Annotated in this window: 14 protein-coding genes; 8 read left to right on the forward strand and 6 right to left on the reverse strand. The window is 57.0% G+C overall.

The window, feature by feature from the left end; translation table 11 throughout:
• The first annotated feature begins 322 nt into the window (after positions 1-322).
• Positions 323-778 (forward strand): HAD-IA family hydrolase, encoded by a 456-nt coding sequence (locus Q0687_RS28060; RefSeq protein ID WP_298884367.1) that lies wholly within the window; start codon positions 323-325, stop codon positions 776-778.
• Positions 779-945: 167 nt separating this feature from the next.
• Here Q0687_RS28060 and Q0687_RS28065 read toward each other — a convergent pair whose 3' ends face one another.
• Together Q0687_RS28065 and Q0687_RS28070 are read right to left on the reverse strand one after the other, a co-directional pair.
• Positions 946-1731: a hypothetical protein gene (locus tag Q0687_RS28065; protein ID WP_298884370.1), complete on the reverse strand. Its 786-nt coding sequence runs from the start codon at positions 1729-1731 to the stop codon at positions 946-948.
• Positions 1732-1788: 57 nt separating this feature from the next.
• The gene (locus Q0687_RS28070) at positions 1789-4179 is read right to left on the reverse strand and encodes an ATP-binding protein (protein WP_298884373.1); all 2391 of its coding nucleotides are present in this window, start codon (positions 4177-4179) and stop codon (positions 1789-1791) included.
• 142 nt (positions 4180-4321) lie between these two features.
• Between Q0687_RS28070 and Q0687_RS28075 the strand changes: the two genes are divergently transcribed.
• From Q0687_RS28075 to Q0687_RS28100, 6 genes are all read left to right on the forward strand, one after another.
• Positions 4322-4624 (forward strand): hypothetical protein, encoded by a 303-nt coding sequence (locus Q0687_RS28075; protein WP_298884376.1) that lies wholly within the window; start codon positions 4322-4324, stop codon positions 4622-4624.
• Positions 4621-5328 carry a hypothetical protein gene (locus tag Q0687_RS28080; RefSeq protein WP_298884379.1) on the forward strand — a complete coding sequence of 236 codons (708 nt, stop codon included), beginning with the start codon at positions 4621-4623 and terminating at the stop codon, positions 5326-5328. Before Q0687_RS28075 ends, Q0687_RS28080 begins: the two co-directional genes overlap by 4 nt.
• A 969-nt stretch (positions 5329-6297) precedes the next feature.
• The gene (locus tag Q0687_RS28085) at positions 6298-7575 is read left to right on the forward strand and encodes an adenylate/guanylate cyclase domain-containing protein (protein WP_298884381.1); all 1278 of its coding nucleotides are present in this window, start codon (positions 6298-6300) and stop codon (positions 7573-7575) included.
• 216 nt (positions 7576-7791) lie between these two features.
• Positions 7792-8352, forward strand: coding sequence for a hypothetical protein (locus tag Q0687_RS28090; protein ID WP_298884384.1), 561 nt, complete (start codon positions 7792-7794; stop codon positions 8350-8352).
• 11 nt (positions 8353-8363) lie between these two features.
• Complete coding sequence (locus Q0687_RS28095; RefSeq protein WP_298884387.1) at positions 8364-8900, forward strand: hypothetical protein; 537 nt, start codon at positions 8364-8366, stop codon at positions 8898-8900.
• A gap of 257 nt (positions 8901-9157) precedes the next feature.
• Complete coding sequence (locus Q0687_RS28100) at positions 9158-12391, forward strand: adenylate/guanylate cyclase domain-containing protein (protein WP_363324004.1); 3234 nt, start codon at positions 9158-9160, stop codon at positions 12389-12391.
• Between the two features lie 231 nt (positions 12392-12622).
• On the opposite strand, the gene Q0687_RS28105 is transcribed toward Q0687_RS28100, so the two are convergent.
• Genes Q0687_RS28105 through Q0687_RS28115 form a run of 4 tightly spaced genes read right to left on the reverse strand, consistent with a single transcriptional unit; the run spans position 12623 to position 15260 of the window.
• Positions 12623-13249: a class I SAM-dependent methyltransferase gene (locus Q0687_RS28105; RefSeq protein WP_298884391.1), complete on the reverse strand. Its 627-nt coding sequence runs from the start codon at positions 13247-13249 to the stop codon at positions 12623-12625.
• A 24-nt stretch (positions 13250-13273) separates the two neighbouring features.
• A complete protein-coding gene (locus Q0687_RS35890; protein WP_363324005.1) occupies positions 13274-14050 on the reverse strand; it encodes a radical SAM protein in 777 nt (258 codons plus the stop codon).
• On the reverse strand, positions 14047-14385 hold the full coding sequence (locus Q0687_RS28110) for a radical SAM protein (protein ID WP_298884392.1): 339 nt from the start codon (positions 14383-14385) through the stop codon (positions 14047-14049). The genes Q0687_RS35890 and Q0687_RS28110 overlap by 4 nt, the downstream gene beginning before the upstream one ends.
• Positions 14386-14402: 17 nt before the next feature.
• Positions 14403-15260 (reverse strand): polysaccharide deacetylase family protein, encoded by an 858-nt coding sequence (locus Q0687_RS28115; RefSeq protein ID WP_298884394.1) that lies wholly within the window; start codon positions 15258-15260, stop codon positions 14403-14405.
• A gap of 435 nt (positions 15261-15695) precedes the next feature.
• Between Q0687_RS28115 and Q0687_RS28120 the strand changes: the two genes are divergently transcribed.
• Positions 15696-18035, forward strand: a complete 2340-nt coding sequence (locus Q0687_RS28120) for an AAA family ATPase (protein ID WP_298884395.1) — start codon at positions 15696-15698, stop codon at positions 18033-18035.
• Positions 18036-18043: the final 8 nt, after the last annotated feature.

Genomic DNA, 18043 nt, shown 5'->3' on the forward strand with positions numbered 1-18043 from the left:
CGCAGAAGCTCATGCCAAAGCCCCCAAAGGCCCCGCAGCAGCTTCGGAGGGCGTACACGTCTATAGAGACAGATTTCCAAGGCACCGACCACCTCCACGGAAGCCGATGCATCATGCCCGGACGGGAGGTCCGGCGCTCGCCGATGCCAGTTGCAACATGGATTTGGCGACGCCACTCGCCTTGACTCCAACTCAAGGCGGGCTAGCTTATCTTGAATTGCAGAAGCTATTGATATCGTCCCAAGATTGCCGACGCCTCGGAATCATTGATGATTGAAGACGTTCGCTGCGCGAATGCCGCAGCGGAGGGAGGGCGACCGCCATGACCACCACCGTGATCTTTTTCGATCTGGGCGACACGCTGGTCACCACCAAGCCACGCGCCTGGCTTCCCAAAGCAAAAGCCTTGCTGAGCAGCCTCCGGCAGTCGGGACTTCGCCTCGGGATCATTTCCAACACCCCGGATCTCCCGCGAACTGAGATTCTCAAGCTGCTGCCGGCCGATTTCGATCTGAGCGTGTTCGAAGCGAACCTGGTGCTGTTCTCGTCGGAAATCGGGATGGAGAAACCACAGAGAGCGATTTTCGACGAGGCGGTGAAACGCGCGAAGGTTCCGGCAAATCAATGCCTGTTCTGTACGGAAAACATCCTGGATACCTTGATGGCCCAGCTTGTCGGAATGCATTCGATCCGCGTTCAGACGGCCCCCAACAGCGATCTGGCCAATCTTCCGAAGACGATCGCGGATTTCCAGTCGCTTTCGGCAACGAAGGCATGAGCGGCGACGCCGTTGCCCGAACATGTCCCGCCCGAAAAACTCTCGGGAGTATCACGCGGCCGTCGTGGAGCTGAAGCGCTCCCATCGCATTGATCACAGTGGACGATCGGGCAGTGAAGCACGTGTAGGAGCGCCGCCTTCACGCGTCAGATCAGGTGCACTTTCGCTCACTGCTCGCGCGCTTCCTGCCTGTACCGTTCCAGCAGGCCCTCCGACTTCATCTCCATCAGAACGGCAGCCAGGCGGGGCGCGAGGTCGGCATGGGTCTTGTACAGAAATGGATAGAGCACGACCCGGTCGCCGATCGTCAGCAGCGGCCGCACCGACGTGACGCCCTTGAATTCGCGCGAATAGAGCGCGCTGTTGAGCGCGGCATCGATCTCGCAAAAGAAGTCGACGCGGCCGCTCAGCAACATGCGCAGCCCGTCATATTCGGTCGCGATGCTGGACAGGCGCGTCTCCGGCACCAGGGACGATAGCGAGCGCTGGCACAGCTCGACACCGCGTCGATAGACGCCGATCCAGTTCGTCGCAGCCAGATCCTCCAGGTGCGGCAAGGTCAGCGCCGGATTGCTGGCCCAGATCGCAAACCTCACCTCGTAGATCGGCTCGTCGACCCGCACCTGGTCGGGATGTGTGTCCGCGTAGGCGGGGACGCGCATGAATTGCCCGTCGACGGCGCCGGAATCGACCATCGCGCTCACCCGCTGCGTCGGCATCAGGTCGACCTCGAGCGGAACGCCGAGCCGCTTGAACGCCTCCTGATAGGCAAGCCGCTGCCATCTGCCTTCGTATGTGGTTTCGGGCTGGTCCGTCACCATCACGAACGGCCGCAAAGGCTCCGCACGGAGAGGATGCGGCAGCAAGGCCAGCAACAGCAAACCGGCGAACAGGAAACACGATCCGCAGTTTCGCAAGCGGCCGTCGGATGCACGGGGATGAGAGGATGACATGAAGCGCCCTCGCAAAAACGGCAGTTGGCCTCACAGGCATTCAAAGGATCGTGCACACTATTTTGCCGAGAGGACCTCGCGGATCATCTGCGCGAGGTCCGCCCTTCGGTACGGCTTGCGCAGCAGCGCGACACCGGTGTCGAGGCGTCCGTCATGGACAAACTCGTCGGTGTAACCCGACGTGTAGAGCACCTTCATCCCCGGTCGACGCGCGAGCACGGCCTCCGCCAGTTGGCGCCCGTTCATTCCGCCCGGCATCACCACGTCGGTGAACAGAAGATCGAACTCGGCACCCTGATCGACCAGCGCCAACGCCGCCTCCGCGTCGCTGGCGATGAGGGTCTTGTAGCCGAGGCCACCGAGCTGGGCGATCACATAGCCTTGCACCAGCGGATCGTCCTCGACCACCAGGATGGTTTCCTGGCCGCCGATCGCAGCGGCGCCCGGAGCGGATGCCGATTTCGCCGCGGCCTTGATCTCCGAGCGTGGCAGATAAAGCCTGACCACGGTGCCCCGCCCCTGTTCGCTTTCGATCTTCACGGCACCGCCGGTTTGCCTGGCAAACCCGTAGACCATCGCGAGCCCGAGCCCGGTGCCGCGGCCGATCCCTTTGGTCGTGAAGAAAGGCTCGAACACCCGATCGATGATGTCAGGCGGAATACCCTGGCCGGTGTCGGCGACCGCGATCATCACAAATTCGCCGGCGCGCACCCCGTCATGGAACGCAGCAGCGTCGTCGATGACCACGTTGGCGCTTTCGAGCACCAGCTTGCCGCCGCCGGGCATGGCATCCCTGGCATTGATCGCGAGATTGACGATCGCCGCCGAAAGCTGCGACGGATCGGCCAGCGCAGACGCATCGCTTGCAAGCAACGTGTCGATCTCGATGTGCTCCCCGAGCATCGGCTTGAGCAGCTTGCAGACATCGAGCACCAGGTCATTGATGTCGACCTCACGCGGCTGCAACGGCTGGCGGCGCGCGAAGGTCAGAAGCTGAGAGGTGATCTCGGCACCGCGCACGGCCGCTTCGTCGATGAGGTGGGCGATCGCGGCGAGCTCGGGCCGGTCGGCCACGCCTTCCTGGATGATCTCGATCGTACCGGTGATGACCGTCAGCACATTGTTGAAATCATGAGCGACACCGCCGGTGAGCTGCCCGATCGCGTCCATCTTCTGGGACTGGCGCAACCTCTCCGTAATCTCGTGCTGCTCGGTCAGGTCGGTGCCGGTGCCGCGATATCCGAGGAAGCGGCCGTCAGGAGCGAATACGGGCTGCCCGCTGACGCTGACATGGCGCAGTCGTCCGGCCAGATCGCGCCTTGTGTACTCGAAATTGCGGAACGGCTCGTGACGTTCCAGTACGGCCTCGTGCTCGCGCCATTTCTCCGGCTCGGCGCCGCTGTTGATCGCGGTGTCGATGCGGCTCGTGCCGATCAGCACTGAACGATCCATCCCGAAAGCTTCGAGCCGTTCCGAAATGTAGGTGAAATGATGATCCGGTCCGGTTTCCCAGAACCAGTCGGATGCGGTCTCCGCATAATCGCGAAAGCGCTGCTCGCTCAACTGGGCGTCCTGCTCGGCCTTCTGGCGCACAAACAGGTCCTGCTGAAGCTGCGCGTTCACCTGCTGCAGATCGCCATAGGCACGCTGCAGATTTGCGCACAGGTCATTGAAGGCACCCGCAACCTTGTCGAACTCGTCGGGCCTGTCCCGAACCCGCCGGCTCAGCTGCAACGGTGGCGGCGGCCGCGCAAGATTGTAGCTTCCGACAAAGCCGGCAATGGTGATGAGGTGGCGGGTGACGAGGACGTGGAAGATATAGAGGATGAAGAGCGAGACAAGAAACGTCTTGGCCGCCTGGCTCGCAAGGATGACGAGAGTCCGGTTCAGGAGATGGCGGTAGACCTCGGTGAGCGTCGCTTCGACATACAGGATCCCGATCGGACGCTTGGTGCCGCGAACCACGTAATCGAGCGGATATTCGCGGGCAATGCTGGCGCGCGCGCTGCGGCTGCCGACGGAGATGTGAATCGGATCCGGACGATCGATGACCTCGCGGATCTCGACCGCGCGGATACCGGGCAAGCGCTGAATGCCGTCGAGCTGGAGCTTGAGCTGGTTCTTGTCGAGCGCCCAAAGGCTCTCGCCCAGGCTCGCAAGGTAGCTTCGGCCGATCTCGTCGAGACGCGTCTCGATGACGCCGACCTCGTGATCATAGTCGAGATAAAGCTGAAGCGCGGTCAGCGTCAGCGTGACGAGCGAGCTGAACAGCAGCACGGCAGCCAGCAGGCGGAAACCGATACCGCTGCGCAGCCTGTCGAGGATCTCGGTTGAGCGGAGCCTGAGCGAGTCAGATGCGAGCGGCGATCCGATGGCCTGCAAATCCACCTTCGCGGCAACGGGCTTAATGGCGTAGCGACCATTGCGACCATTTTCGCCCTTGTCCACCTACCATTCCCCCTGGACGGAAATCGCAAGCGCAATCTGCGCTTCGGGATTCAGTGTGGCAAGTCAACGACCAGTGGGGGTGTGAAATCAACCAGGTCTCATCGGAAACCGGCGCGCCCGAACGGGAATTCCACCGTACAACATGGTGAAAATGGCGCTCCCTAGGGGAGAGCGCCATTCTAACAGTTCCAATAGCTTAGCTGATAATTTGGGGCAGCAAGCCGGCATTGATGTTCAAAGCGTTTCCGGCGCGATCCCCAAACCAGAATTCGAGCCGCTGAATCATTCCGTCTATTTCGGTCGGCAGCGCCTGGGGCGCTACACGCGAATCGCCTTGAAGCGGTATGCGGCCTTCGATGCAGAGGACCGACCGTTAGGTGAGTTCTCGCTGCCCGGAGACGCTTTCTGGGCTGTCGCTGTGTTCGGTGAAGGTGAGCGACGATGAACGCGCGTCTTGCCGTCTCGGCGGAGCTAGCCGCAAGCGTCCAGCGGATGAAGTCTCGTACCTGGCGCGACGCTGATGCGCAGGCGTTTGAACAGGGCGCAGCTCCTACGGCGCCGGCTCGGCGTTCGGATGCGCTGCCCGCGACGTCTGCACCCCTGACCGCCAAGCGCTTCCTTCCCCGGCAGCGGCAACGATCACCAAATCGCAAGGCCTCGCGCGATCGTCGCAGACGGCTCGGCGGCTCTAGCGCCCTGCCTGATACGATGCGTCATCACTACACGGAAGGCCAGCGAGCCGTTCTCTGTATTATTGCAGGTGAAATAAAGCATCACGGCGTGTGCGACTTGCCGATTGATCAGATCGCGGCGCTGGCCGGCGTCTGTCGGACGACGGTGCAGACGACGCTCCACGAAGCACGCCGCCTCGGTCACGTCAGGATCACCGAACGACCAGTGCAGGGTCGCAAGCATCTCTCGAACCTGATCGAGATCGTCTCGCCTGAGTGGCGGACTTGGTTTAAGCGCGGTACGACAGCGCACCGCCCGATAGGGTCCAAATCTGTGAAAATGGTGAGCACCACGAAGAACACAGATCAAAACAATAGGAGGTTTGCGCAAGCGGATAGTCCCGAAGAGGCTCTTCGAAGGGAGCTCTGGGTCGCAGCAAAGCCGTCCAAGTCGGATTTCGGGGGTCGTCGACCATGACTCGCTCCTCCATCGCAACACGACCGCGTGTCAGGCGCCGCGCAAGTGCGCACTGCATAACATGCGCGAACGGCTGGGCAGCTCCGATTGCCAACCGGGCAGGCCCATGATTGCTGACCAGGGGGAAGGCGGAAGTCTAGCGCGCCCCCCGGGTGACCGGTGTCCCTGGTTCATACGCAAAATTGAGGAATTAAATACAAGCCCTCGCGATTGTGGTCCTCTGCCACTGGTCGCCCGGAGCATCCATCTCGGCGGCTTGCGTGAGCTGGCGTAAGTTGCTCAAACCACTTTAGCCCTAGCTGGCAGCTAGGGCTAACCCGCTCTGGTGCGAGTGCGCTCTAGAGCCGGTTAGCCGAAATGTCTGGCAAGTAGATCAAGCTGGCCGAACGGTCTGGTTGCGCGCGAGAAATTATCCCTTGCTGCCAGCTAGGGCTAATCGCTGGTGGGGCGCGTGGGATGGGGGGGTGGTTGATTTCTCAGGGCATCTAACGCGCAGAGGACCGGCCCTACTCTCATTCACGGATTTTTTTCCCGTTCAATGAGGATTTTTCAGCTTTTGCAGCCGCGTCAGTATAGATCGGTTAGAGAAAATCGTGCAGTTTCAGGTACATGCCCTCCATCCGCAGTAAATGGACTCGCTTAGCTGCGGCTAATTCGAGCATTTATTTCCGACCCCACGAATGGCGTTAGCGAAAGTTGCTTCGTCACCGAGGCGAGCTGGCTTGGGGGTTGACTCCCCATGTCGAAGGTAGAGCTGAGCGCTTCGGCAAGCCATCAGGTCAGGTCATTAGCCGAAGCGGTCATGCGCTGAACCGAAACTGAGCTCTGCTGTAAACGGAGGTCCCAGCAAAAACGGGCAGTGATCCGGGGTTGATCCCGGCTGTCCCGGCGGCGACAATAGATCGGCGGTGGGTTTGCCCGATGAGTGACTTTCAGCTGCCTGAGACACGTTACGCTCAAAGTGGCGATGTGAGCATCGCCTATCAGGTTATGGGGAACGGGCCAATCGACATGATTCTGGTCCCCGGCCTGTTCTCTCACATCGAATTCCAGCACGAGATGACCGGTTTCACAGCCTTCCTGCGGCGACTGGCCTCCTACGCGCGGGTGACGACTTTTGACAAGAGGGGCCAGGGCCTGTCGGACCGGATTTCCGGGGCAGCCACGATGGAGGAGCGCATGGACGACGTGCGCGCCATCATGGACGCGATTGGATCAAAACGTGCGGCCCTGATCGGTTTCTCGGAGGGTAGCTGCATGAGCGTGCTGTTCACGGCGACCTATCCGGAGCGCGTGTCTCATCTCATCCTGATCGGTGGCTTTGGCCGCGCCGCGGATCGATTGCCCGATGACGAATGGCGATCCCGCGTCGAGCAGGTCGTGAAGAATTGGGGCAGCGGCGACACGATCAAGACAGTCGCGCCGAGCGAAGCGCGCAAGCCCGGCGCGGTGGAGCAGTTCGCCAAGTTCGAGCGGTTGGGGAGCAGCCCCGGCGCCTTGCGTACCATCATGCATCTCAATCGCAAGATTGATGTGACGGCAGTTCTGCCGACATTGCGGGTACCGACGCTTGTGCTGCACAGCCGAGCCGATATCCAGGTTCCAGTCGAGCTCGGACGGAAGCTTGCGGCGGCAATCCCGGGCGCGAAATTGATAGAATATCCGACCGGAGATCATTACTTCTGGTTGGGTGACACCGAAGCTCTACACGGCGAAATCGAGGAATTCGTCACCGGCTACCGCGATCACGGCTCGGCGGAGCTGGAGCGCGTGCTTGCGACCGTGTTGTTCACCGACATCGTCGACTCCACCCGTAGCGCGGCTGCGATGGGCGACCAGCGCTGGCGCCGGATGCTCGATGATCACGACCGGCTTGCGCAGCAGGTGATCGGCAGGCATCGCGGCAATCTCGTCAAAAGCACCGGAGATGGCGTATTGGCAACTTTCGACGGCCCCGGCCGGGCGGTGCGTTGCGCACTCGCGTTCGGCTCCGCCGCGAAGCAGATCGGGCTGCCGCTGCGGGCCGGTCTACATACCGGCGAGATCGAGATCAGGGGCGCGGACATCGGCGGCGTCGCCGTTCATGCCGCCGCGCGCGTGATGTCGCATTGCGGATCCGATGAAGTTCTGGTGTCGCGTGTCGTAACCGACCTCGTCGCCGGGGCCGGGCTTAGATTTGCTGAGCGCGGTTCTTACGAACTCAAAGGACTGCCGGGAAAGTGGGAGCTGTTCGCGGCGAGCGGATAGCCATGAAAGAAAACGCTTGGGCCGCCATCGTCCGATGGCCGACTTCTTCCATAACATCTCATCTGCGAACCCATGCCATCGTCCACAGCGCTTCAGCCCGGATGGCCGGTTGCGATGTGCGGTGGGGGCGCCTCCAGCTGCACGAAAGTCGTAAATTTGGAATTGCAAAACCTCCGCGATTGGGGCACCAATTTAATCATTGCGAGGGTTTGACCAATGCTTCTTGGATCCCTGGCGCTTGCTACCAGAGAACAAGATCGTTCTAGCGAACGTCGCTCGTTCTTGGACCAACTTTTCCAGACCAGCCGAAAGGCGTTTCCGGAGGTTGAGGCATTGGTCTATGAGGCCAGTACCTCCTTCAATGCGCAGGCGTTTTGTATTGGATCGCAGAAGTTTGTTGCTTTGTTTGGGGGGCTCGCGTTCAACAGACGCTTGGGCAAGGACGGGCTGCTGTTTGCGACTCTCCACGAGATCGGTCACCATCTTGCTCCAGGACCACGGTTGACAGCCACAAGCAATCTAAGCTGTGATTGCGCCGCCGACCGTTGGGCAGTAGGCCAGGGTCAAGACGTCATTTCATCGTGCGGCCTCGCTCTAGATATCAAATCCGCATTAGAGCAAATCGAGACAGCTGTATCTGAACTGGGTGGAGCATTGTCTGTCATAGCCGACTGCCTGTGCTCCGACTGGGCTCGTCGCAAGGCCGCACTAACTTCACCGCTTCCAGGTCCTCTGAACCAATGCGAAAGAATATCGAATTTGTTTGGTAAAACTTGAAGGAGAAAAAGATGGGATCTCTGATTCCGAGCGGCGGTGATAATAATGTAATCGCGAAGCTCGATGCCCGGTTCTGCGGTCAGCCGCTGCAGAACTTACGAAATTTCATCAGCGGCACAGATGCTCATTTCTTCCATGCTCCCCGACACTTGCGGCGCATAGCGTATCGATTGAAAATTTGGCCCGATGGTTTGAAAGGACGCTGGTTCTATTTCTTAAAACATCTGCTTCCCAATACTGCGCAAGATGACCCACAGGGGCAGCCGTCGACGGTTGCAGTCGTTATTCGCGATGCTTTGCGAGATTTCGTGGCGGATGCGAATTGCACTCAAGTCTGCTTTCACGTCCAGCCTGATGTGCACGGGACCCTACCAAACGGCATCGACTATCGGGCTGATATTGATCCCAGTCCGGCGGCGCGCCCCGCTCATGCCTATCCCGCCAGCATCACTCTCGTCTGTCGTCAGGAAATTCCACAAGGTGTGAATGAGCCCGACCCGACGGCGAAGGACACGGGAGAAAGCGGTCCTGATCAGCCGAATATCTAGACGGCCGAACGCCAAATCCGCTCCACTTCTGCCTCGTTCCTACGTCACTTGATTAGGAAGCGGGAACTACGTAGACGGATTTCGTAGGCGCTACAATCGCAGACAAGGTCGGATTGCAGACGTTCTGGCGAGCGAGCAGGCCTTCGCTCATTCACTGGCGACAAGTGGTAAGAACGCGTCCTCGTGCGCAGTGGTAGAACTCTTTCGGACTTGAGGTTATATTTCAGGTGTCGCGCCCGGCATCTAAGGGGCCATCTATGAAATGTTGGCGTTGCGGTTTTCAGAACAGAATATCGAACGAGTATTGTGAAGGTTGCGGTACAGCTCTCGGTAATGAGTGCAGGGCCTGTGGCTACCTCAACGGATCAATCAGTCGGTATTGCGGACAATGCGGCACCGCATTGGCTCATTCCGTTTTAGGAGAAGCCAATCGTTCTTGGCAGCAGGTTCTCCGATCTCTCCATGCGAAGGGGGGAGAGCGCAAGCGTCTTACAGTTTTGTTCGCGGATATCCGTAACTCAACAGCATTGATAGACAGTTTGGGTGATCCCGAGTTGGGCATGAAGCGCCTGCAACCCATCCTGGAGCTTATGAACAAGGCCGTTGCCCGCTACGACGGCGTCGTCAACAAATCACAAGGCGATGGGGTAATGGCGCTTTTTGGTGCTCCCCAGCCTCATGAAGATCACCCAATCCGAGGTTGTCTCGCGGCGTTGGCAATGCAGGACGGAATCAAGCGCTGCGGTGATCCTGATCTGCAAATCCGCGTTGGCGTTCACACCGGAGAAGTTGTTGTTCAGGCGATAGAGCACGGACTTTATCAAACATACGACGCGGCCGGCTCGAATGTTCATCTCGCGAACCGTTTGGAACAATTGGCCGGCCCCGGCGAGATCTTGATATCGAAAGATACATACGCTGCGGCCAAACAATTTATCGAAGTCGAATCGCTGGGAGTCCAAACTATCCGCGGCATCGCAACGCCGATCGACATATACAAGATCGTCGGCCTACAACATGCGCCGGCGAGCGGAGTCTTCCGCGAGGGAAGGCGATTGAGCACGCTTACTGGTAGGGCTGATCAGCTTTCCAAGCTCATGCTTGAGCTTGAGAATACCATCCGGAGCGAAGGCAACGTCATCGGCGTTGTCGGTGAGGCCGGTATTGGCAAGAGCAGGTTATGTTTTGAGTTTGCCGAAAACTGTCGCGCGAGAGGCATTCGGGTCTTTGAGGCGCGGGTATTGGATCATGGCAAGGAAACGCCATTTCAGCCCGTGCTAGAACTTCTGCGTGATTACTTTGGCGTCCGGGTCAAGGAGACAGCAGAAGCGTCTCGACAGCGCGTTCTTGAGAGGCTGACCGCTCTTTCGGTATCGGAGCCGTTCTCGGCCGTTATACTCGAGTTTTTGGGGCTCGCCGATCCGTCGCAAACAAAGTCCACGCTGGACCCTAAGACGCGCAAAGCGCTTTTGCTGGATTTTGTGCGAGCGCTGCCGCGTTCAGGTCCGCAAGAGGCTGCAAACGTAGTCATCATCGAGGATTTGCATTGGATCGACGCGGCAAGTCTAGAGTTCGTCGAAGCTTTGGCAGATGCCGTCTACGGTACCACGACGCTTCTGGTAGTTAACTTCCGACCTGGTTTTGCTTCGGCGTTGACCCAAAGATCGCACTATCGACAAGTCAACATGCTTCCATTGCCCAAGAATGAAGCGACGTCTTTGGTGCTAGAGCACTTCGGGCCGGATCCCTCGCTTGCTCTGCTTGGCAGGAATATCATCGAGCGGGCGCAAGGCAATCCGTTTTTTCTCGAAGAGCTAATCAACACGCTTGTCGACCGTGGAGATTTTGAAGGTGAAAAAGGAGCATACAGGCTGAAAGGAGGCATTGACTCGGTTCCGCTGCCGACGACGGTTCAAGCGGTTGTCGGGGCCAGGATCGATCGACTTTCGGACGCAGCAAAACAGGTGCTGGAGATGGCTTCCGTCGTCGGTCGCGAAGTCTCTATTTCGATTTTGGAGGACCTTGTTTCCGGATTGAGCGGTCAGGCGTTGTCCGATTCAATTCAGCAATTGAGGCAGGCCGAGGTGCTCTATGATGTCCCTCCATTCGAGCGTCGGCTTCTATCATTTCGCCATCCTCTGATACAGGAAGTCGCCTATCGCTCGGTGCTACTAGAACGTCGGCGCAAGCTTCATGCCGACGTCGCTCATGCGATCGAACGCTTGTTCAAGGAGCAAGCGGACGAACGGGCGTCTCTTTTGGCATATCACCTCGAACAGGCCGGAGAGAAGGTCAAGGCCGCGCAGCAGAATATGCGTGCCGCCTTTTGGGTCGGAACGCACGATCCGAGTCAAGCACTAAGAAGCTGGAAAAAAGTTAGAGAGCTCCTGTTGGATCAGTCGAGATCCCCGCAAATCGATTTCTTGAAGATGGCGGCTTCTGGTCAGATCGTCAACTTCGGTTGGCGCGAAGGGATGTCGGCGGCAGATGCCGCTGTTTTCTTTGACGAGGCGAAGGAATTGGCAAGATCCTTAAAGGATATGAGATCTAATGCCTTGATCCACGCAGCCTACGGCCGAATTTTGGCCAGCGGCGGCTCTGCGGACGAATATGTGAAAATAATTCGAGAAGCCAAGGCGGTGGCCGACGAGGCCAACGATCCGAGCGTTCAGATAACGCTTAAGGCTGTCCTATGCCATGCTTTGTGGCTGTCCGGGAATTTGCCAGAGGCGCTTCAAATGAATTCGGAGGCGATGGACCGCGCCCATGAAATCATAAAATTCGATCGTCAAACCCTGGGCTTCGATATCGAGATTTGGCTCGCCGCTTTGCGTGGCAGGATATTGGTGGTGCTCAATCGATTAGATGAAGCCCGTCCATTTCTTGAGCGAGTACTCCATCTCGACAGCGCGCAGGTCGATCAAATTCATCATGTGATGCCGAGCATGGCTTACGTCGACGTTGCGTGGGTCCGGAAAGATGTCGTGTTGGCTCAGCAACATGCCGACCGAGCCTTCTCGATCGCTCTAAAAAGTGGCAACCCCTATCTGCGAGTCTATGCTCAAGCATGCCGGGGACTTGCTCACATCGTCGCTGGAAGGTTCACGCCTGCAATTAACGATCTGTCGGACGCATTGGACTTCGCGAGGTCGCGACAAGCAGGTCTAGAAAACGAGCCAAGGATTCTGGCAGATTTAGCAAATGCCTACAGATTGAGCGGCGAAAGTGCGGCCGCTCTTTCTACAGTTGAACAGGCCATTGCGGTAGCGACGGAACGGCACGCGCGCGTCGCGGAATGTTCTGCCCGCATTGTCCGGGCTAGTTTATTGTTACGATCGGAAAGTGATGATCAGCAAGCGCACGCGAAGGCGGAGCTGGGGCGCGCAGCTGCGCTGATTCAGGAGACCGGCGCTGTGCTCTTGGAGGCGTTTTTAAATGACATCACAGCAGGAACCGACAGCTCGCCACAGGTCTCCGCACAGGCCAGCTGATCGGCCGACGAGGAGCTTTCCTCGATCTAGGTTTGATGCTCTGCTGCGTGACAGCGGTCAGCGGCCGACTTCTTCCATAACATCTGATTTGCGAGTTCCCTGCCTGGTCTTGAAGCGCGTGTTCAACGAACGCGTAGAGGACAGTGATAGCTGGAGACCAGCCGATAAATAGATAAATACAAGACGGCACCGATGCGCCGGAATATTCGGTGCTTGAGAGAGTTACACAAGTCAGATTGGGAGTTTTCGATACGCTATCTGCGATTTCGGTAGTCCCACAAAATGTTCTCTTAGAATCTCGGAATCAGGAAAAAGCCGGCGTAGTTGTCCGGGCCAGATCGGTCTGGTTGACGCCATCTGCTTCGCTAGAAATTTCCGGCTCTCACGGTTCCACTTGGAAATGATTCGTCGACGCCGGTCTAACGAAGTGAACCACCAGAAAGGCATGTCGCAGTGTGCTTCGATGGGGAAGAAAGGAGACGGTGTTTGGACCCAGAAGCCATTGCTCGAAGAGCGAATGAAGTCCGCTAACAATTTTTGACGCCTTGCATTTCCCACGTGCTCAATAAGGGCGTTGCTAAAAGCAATATCGAACGTTCCCGCAGGGAGATGGCATTCGCATGCATCAGCTTCGATGATCCGAAACGGAGCTAGTTCAACTGCACTAAACCTTTCAAAGGCTCGTGGAAGGTTGAGAAGTGAAATGTCGTATCGATCGGTGTAACCATCCCAAAATCCTGCGACGCCGTCAACGAGGGTAATCCACCTACATCCAGGATTTTTGACCCGTGCGGAGGGCGCATTATGCGCAAAAATCGCTCCAGGCGCCGCTTCCGAAAAACCGGCAAAAGCTGCCATTTTAGTTGCTGGTAATAGAAGGAGCTACTGAACACGCTTGCTCCTGAATCCAATGAGCAGCATTGCACGACGAACGTCGTCTTTGAAAGACTTGTGCGCCATACACGAACTCTTTCCACTTGATACCGCGACCTGGAGCGAACACGCGAGCGACTTGACGCAAGCGGCCCTTGCGGCTTTCCCTTGCCATATTTGTTTTGCGGTTTTCTCGCGGACATTTCCGAATGGAGGTGCGCAGCCACATCCTCTTACGTCTCCTCGAGGATTAACGATATAATTGCGAGTGGGATCTCGACAGGGAGCTGCGCCGTAGCTGATCGTACCCGAAAAGTGCTCGACCATGCTCAAAAGGCTCTTGCTACTTGTCTCTATCGGCTGCCCCTGATCCTTAAGCCTAATAAGCTCCTGAACTTCGCTCTGCAGGACCCCGATATCGTGAGGATCTCGAATTGCCAATCTCTCGATTTGCTCTTTGCGCCAAAGTCCGCCTACGGGATTGAAGTCCACAGCCGTAGCACCCGCTTGCTTGGCCCAATTCACGATCGGCACCAACTTGCCGGCGTTCAGTCGGTGCACGGTTACTTTGATGCGTATGGGAAACCTTAAACCCGTTCGAGTTTGCTCGGCGAGAAGCATGCGTAGTCCGTGCTCGATTCGTCTAAGCGAGCCCGGAACTCCGCGAGCCGTGTCGTGAACTTCATCAGACGAGCTATCTACCGAGATATCAATCTTGACCGGCCGTGTGGCTACGAGACGCTGTACGAATTTATCTCGTGTCAGGCCCGATCCGTTGGTGGTCATGAACCAGTCGACACCCTGGGCCCGGCAAAATTCGACGACTTCGAGAATTCAGGATAGATAGTCGGTTCTCCGCCAGTGAAGTCGATCGCCAGGGGATTAGCGAGTTTCTTGAGGTCAGCAATTGCCGCTTTCCAATCAGCGAGCGATATCTCGTCCGCATATTGTTCCATGCGCCAATGCGAACAGTATTCGCATTTGTAGTTGCAGCGCTCGGTAAGTACGAATTGCACATACGCTGGGCGCACGATGTCCCATCCGATGTGACGAAATACTTTCTCGCGCGCACTGCGTTCGAGGCGCGCGATAGCGTGGGCAACCAGCCGGCTAGGCTGCACGGGGATCTCCTTCTACATTAAGTGATTGGAGGTCGTGTTGATTCGGCGCGAACGTCGGTTGATTTGCCCAATCGATCATCTTGTTGGCCAATGCTGACGAAACTAAACTCCTTGAGAAGCGCTTTGAACTTCCTTAGCGAGGAACGGAGCCCAGCATACGATTTCAAGATGCGTTGAGGGGAAAGCCGCGGAACCAATGGTTGGTCGGGGTCAAAGTTCCTGGGATGAAAATACGCCTTCACGTAGTCAGAGCGGCGCATCAGGCGTTGAACAACGGGATAGGGCAATATACGGAAATAGCCCCCTCCCGAGAAACTGATTTGGCCCAAGAGCAGACGTCCCGGAACAACAGGAAATTCTTTTATCCTGACGCTCTCATGCTCAATAATCGTGGGCACATTGGACGCGAATGTCGGCAGTCCTCCGTGAGAGTGGCGCGCAGCGAATATCGACGAGTCCCATTCGATGCCATTCTCCGCGAGTACGGAAAACGCCCAGATACTATGACGCGTGATTGAGAAGCCCGGTGCTCGGTAGGCTCGTATTTTTTGGCCGGTGAGATCCTCAAGCGATCGTATCGAGCGAAGCAGATCTTCTCGGAATTGGGTTTGGGTCTGTTGGTTCACCAGTTGGTGCTTGTCTGAATGCGACCCAATTTCATGGCCCGCGGCGTGGATCGCCTTGATGATGAGGGGGTGATTCCGTGCAACCCACCCGAGGCAAAAGAACGTGGCCTTCACGTGCGCTTCGTCGAGACACTCTAAGATTCTTTGGGTGTTTCGCTCGATGCGGGGCTCGCAGCGGGACCATTGGCCCTCATTGGCGGTCTCTTCGTGTTGGAGGAGGTGATACCAATCCTCAATATCAAAGGTCATTATGTGCATTGGAAACCGCGTGTGCATCACAGGCCTTTTCCCTCGGCCACTCTGATGAGCCCAAACAAAATGAGCTTGAGGTCGTAAAAAAATAGCCGCCCTGCAGGCATCCGCACGACGGCGTCGAGATATTTATATTCCTCATCCTGAACGCCGTAACGTGGTGTTCCCTTGAGAGCCTGAGAAGCTCCAAACAATCCGGCCTTCAGGAGCTTTCGATGTACGTTTCCCTGAGCAATACCGCGGTTGTAGTGATGGACGGCTAGCTCCGCGAGGTACGTCTCTGGCCGACCTCTTCCATAACGTTCGTTCTCCGGTGCGACCTAGGTCGAAAGTAGTGGGCGTTCTTACACGCCGCTTTGAACCGGTGAGGTGGACAGCCTGGTTTCGACTCTGTCACAACTTGTTGTTGTTATGGGAGCGTTAGAAAATCCAATGAATGGACAACAGGTAAACGATCGGCTTCTTACGGATCTTCAGGAAATTGTAGATCGGGGCCAGGCATCGGGTGAGATAGTCACGAATGAACAGCACGACCAATACGTCCGCACTTTCAGCGAGCGATTTGGTCCGGACGTGCTTCGCGGTCTAGACGGCGAGGCGTTGTTGCTGTCGATGCACGGTCGTCGGGACAGCGACGCGCGCTGCCTGAGCTATTGGTTAGAATTCAAGAATGACGAAGCGTTTGTAACCAACGCATTTGGCGGCATTGGCGGAGGGGCCGCGCTAAAATTTGGTGTGTATCAGAGGCCAACGGATGGAGCCTGGATTGGAGGCAAGGGGACAAGCCCGAAGGTCATCGGTCTGGAAGAAGCGATCCAAATAGCGCGGCGCCAACGTGACGAATTGATCGCCGGATATAAGGTTTTGAGCTCTCTGGCTTCGAACGACCACTCCGATGAAGTCTACAATCTGTTGCAAGAGCAGATGGAGGCCGCCGCACCGGACCTATCCCGCGATGGATGGGCGCATAAATATTGGTTCTTGGCGAATCCCGACAAGCTAGATGACTATCACAGTCCACGTTACCAGCGCTTTCATCTCTACAAGTTACTCCAGATGCCGCCGGACCAAGCCGGCATACTTGACGCGGGAGCACCAAGATTTCTCTGTGCCGGTCGATTCGTATCAATTGCTCGCCGCCTGGGCGTCCCGGTTAGCGTGCTGACCTCAGCATTGAATAGAAGAACGGGAGGGTTTCATCGGTATTGGCGAATTGGCACAACCGAGGGAAGTTCGGGTGATAGCCAGTGGTCTCCAATGCGTGACGGTAATTATGTTTCTATTGGCTGGCCAGATACGGTCCCAGATCTTTCCAATTATATTGGAGAAGAAAAGGTCACTCTCAAAGATCGTATAACGGAGTGGCTGATTCCTGCTTATACAAATTCTGGGGTAGCTTCTCGGAAAGCGGGCGAGATCGTAAAATTTGCGCGTGACGCGGCCGAAAATGATCTCATCCTCGCCTGCGAAGGTCAGACGGTTCTCGGTATAGGACAGATTGTTGGGCCCTATGAATATGAGGGTGGTCTCCGATTCCCCCATAAACGACCGGTTAAGTGGCTACTGCTTGATTCCTGGCAACTGCCTCAGTTTGAGGGGCCGCGCACCACGGTTTACGAGTTGGGTAAGAACGGCGAGAACCTGCTCGCACTTGAACGTAGACTGTTTGACGGCGGGGTTAGCTCATCTCGGGTCCCCGAGACCCGCACTCGGACGACCGGCAGTATTACCCCGCTGCCTGAGCTAGATTCGTTCGCGGCAAGGATAGACGGCATCTTGCGCCGGAAGGGGCAAGTTTTGCTCTACGGTCCGCCGGGCACGGGAAAAACTTATCTTGCGAATCGAGTAGCAAGTGATCTCGCTGCGCGGCAATCACTCCGTAAGCCTTACTCTCTGCTCTCGGAAGCAGAACGGGGGCAAATTTCTGGTCCACAAGGCTTGGTGAGAACGTGCACCTTCCATCCTGGCTACAGCTATGAAGATTTCATTGAAGGATATCGTCCGAACGCTGTTGCTGGTCAAATGGTCTTTGAACGACATGCGGGAATTTTCAAGCAACTGTGTGCCGAGGCTGAAAAAGCCGGCGACAAGCACTTCTTTCTCATCGTTGACGAGATAAATCGGGGGGACGTGCCTAGAATCTTTGGCGAGTTGATAACACTGCTCGAACATGACAAGCGAGGCAAGCCCGTCACGCTTGCGAGCGGTGCAAGTTTCCGCGTTCCGTCGAACGTTTTCATTGTCGGCACTATGAATACAGCGGATCGGTCGATTTCATTACTCGACATAGCTTTGAGAAGGCGCTTTGGATTTGTTGAGCTGATGCCTGACAGCTCCCTTCTCGACAAACGAGCGGCAGGCGATCTTCCTCTTGGCGCTTGGCTTGACGCGCTCAATTCAAGGTTACGCAGACACCTGAAGCGAGATGCACGAAATCTTCAGATCGGTCACGCCTATTTGCTAGGCCACCCGATCGAATCGGTAGCGGAGTTCGCGCGTGTGCTTCGGGAGGACATCATCCCTCTCGTCGAGGAGTATTGTTACGATGACTTTGGTACATTGAGTGAGATACTGGGCCCAGGCCTTGTCGATGTTAAAGGCGGGCGTATTCGGGACGAAATGTTCGATCCGAAAAATGAGGATAGTCTAGTTCAGGCTCTTACTTATGAGGAGATGACGCTTACTCTGGTTCAGAAAGGCGATCAGAATACCTATGGGGAAGATGCGGTTGAATTGACTTCCGACGAAGCAGACGATGCTGAACCGTCCTGATCCTAGCA

The organism is uncultured Bradyrhizobium sp., from assembly GCF_936928535.1.
GTDB lineage: Bacteria > Pseudomonadota > Alphaproteobacteria > Rhizobiales > Xanthobacteraceae > Bradyrhizobium.

Bases quoted from the DNA above. Each gene is read 5' to 3' on its own strand.
- Q0687_RS28060 (WP_298884367.1), top strand. From the start codon at position 323: ATGACCACCACCGTGATCTTTTTCGATCTGGGCGACACGCTGGTCACC.
- Q0687_RS28065 (WP_298884370.1), bottom strand. From the start codon at position 1,731: ATGTCATCCTCTCATCCCCGTGCATCCGACGGCCGCTTGCGAAACTGC.
- Q0687_RS28075 (WP_298884376.1), top strand. From the start codon at position 4,322: ATGGTGAAAATGGCGCTCCCTAGGGGAGAGCGCCATTCTAACAGTTCC.
- Q0687_RS28080 (WP_298884379.1), top strand. From the start codon at position 4,621: ATGAACGCGCGTCTTGCCGTCTCGGCGGAGCTAGCCGCAAGCGTCCAG.
- Q0687_RS28090 (WP_298884384.1), top strand. From the start codon at position 7,792: ATGCTTCTTGGATCCCTGGCGCTTGCTACCAGAGAACAAGATCGTTCT.
- Q0687_RS28095 (WP_298884387.1), top strand. From the start codon at position 8,364: ATGGGATCTCTGATTCCGAGCGGCGGTGATAATAATGTAATCGCGAAG.
- Q0687_RS28100 (WP_363324004.1), top strand. From the start codon at position 9,158: ATGAAATGTTGGCGTTGCGGTTTTCAGAACAGAATATCGAACGAGTAT.
- Q0687_RS28105 (WP_298884391.1), bottom strand. From the start codon at position 13,249: ATGGCAGCTTTTGCCGGTTTTTCGGAAGCGGCGCCTGGAGCGATTTTT.
- Q0687_RS35890 (WP_363324005.1), bottom strand. From the start codon at position 14,050: ATGACCACCAACGGATCGGGCCTGACACGAGATAAATTCGTACAGCGT.
- Q0687_RS28115 (WP_298884394.1), bottom strand. From the start codon at position 15,260: ATGACCTTTGATATTGAGGATTGGTATCACCTCCTCCAACACGAAGAG.
- Q0687_RS28120 (WP_298884395.1), top strand. From the start codon at position 15,696: ATGAATGGACAACAGGTAAACGATCGGCTTCTTACGGATCTTCAGGAA.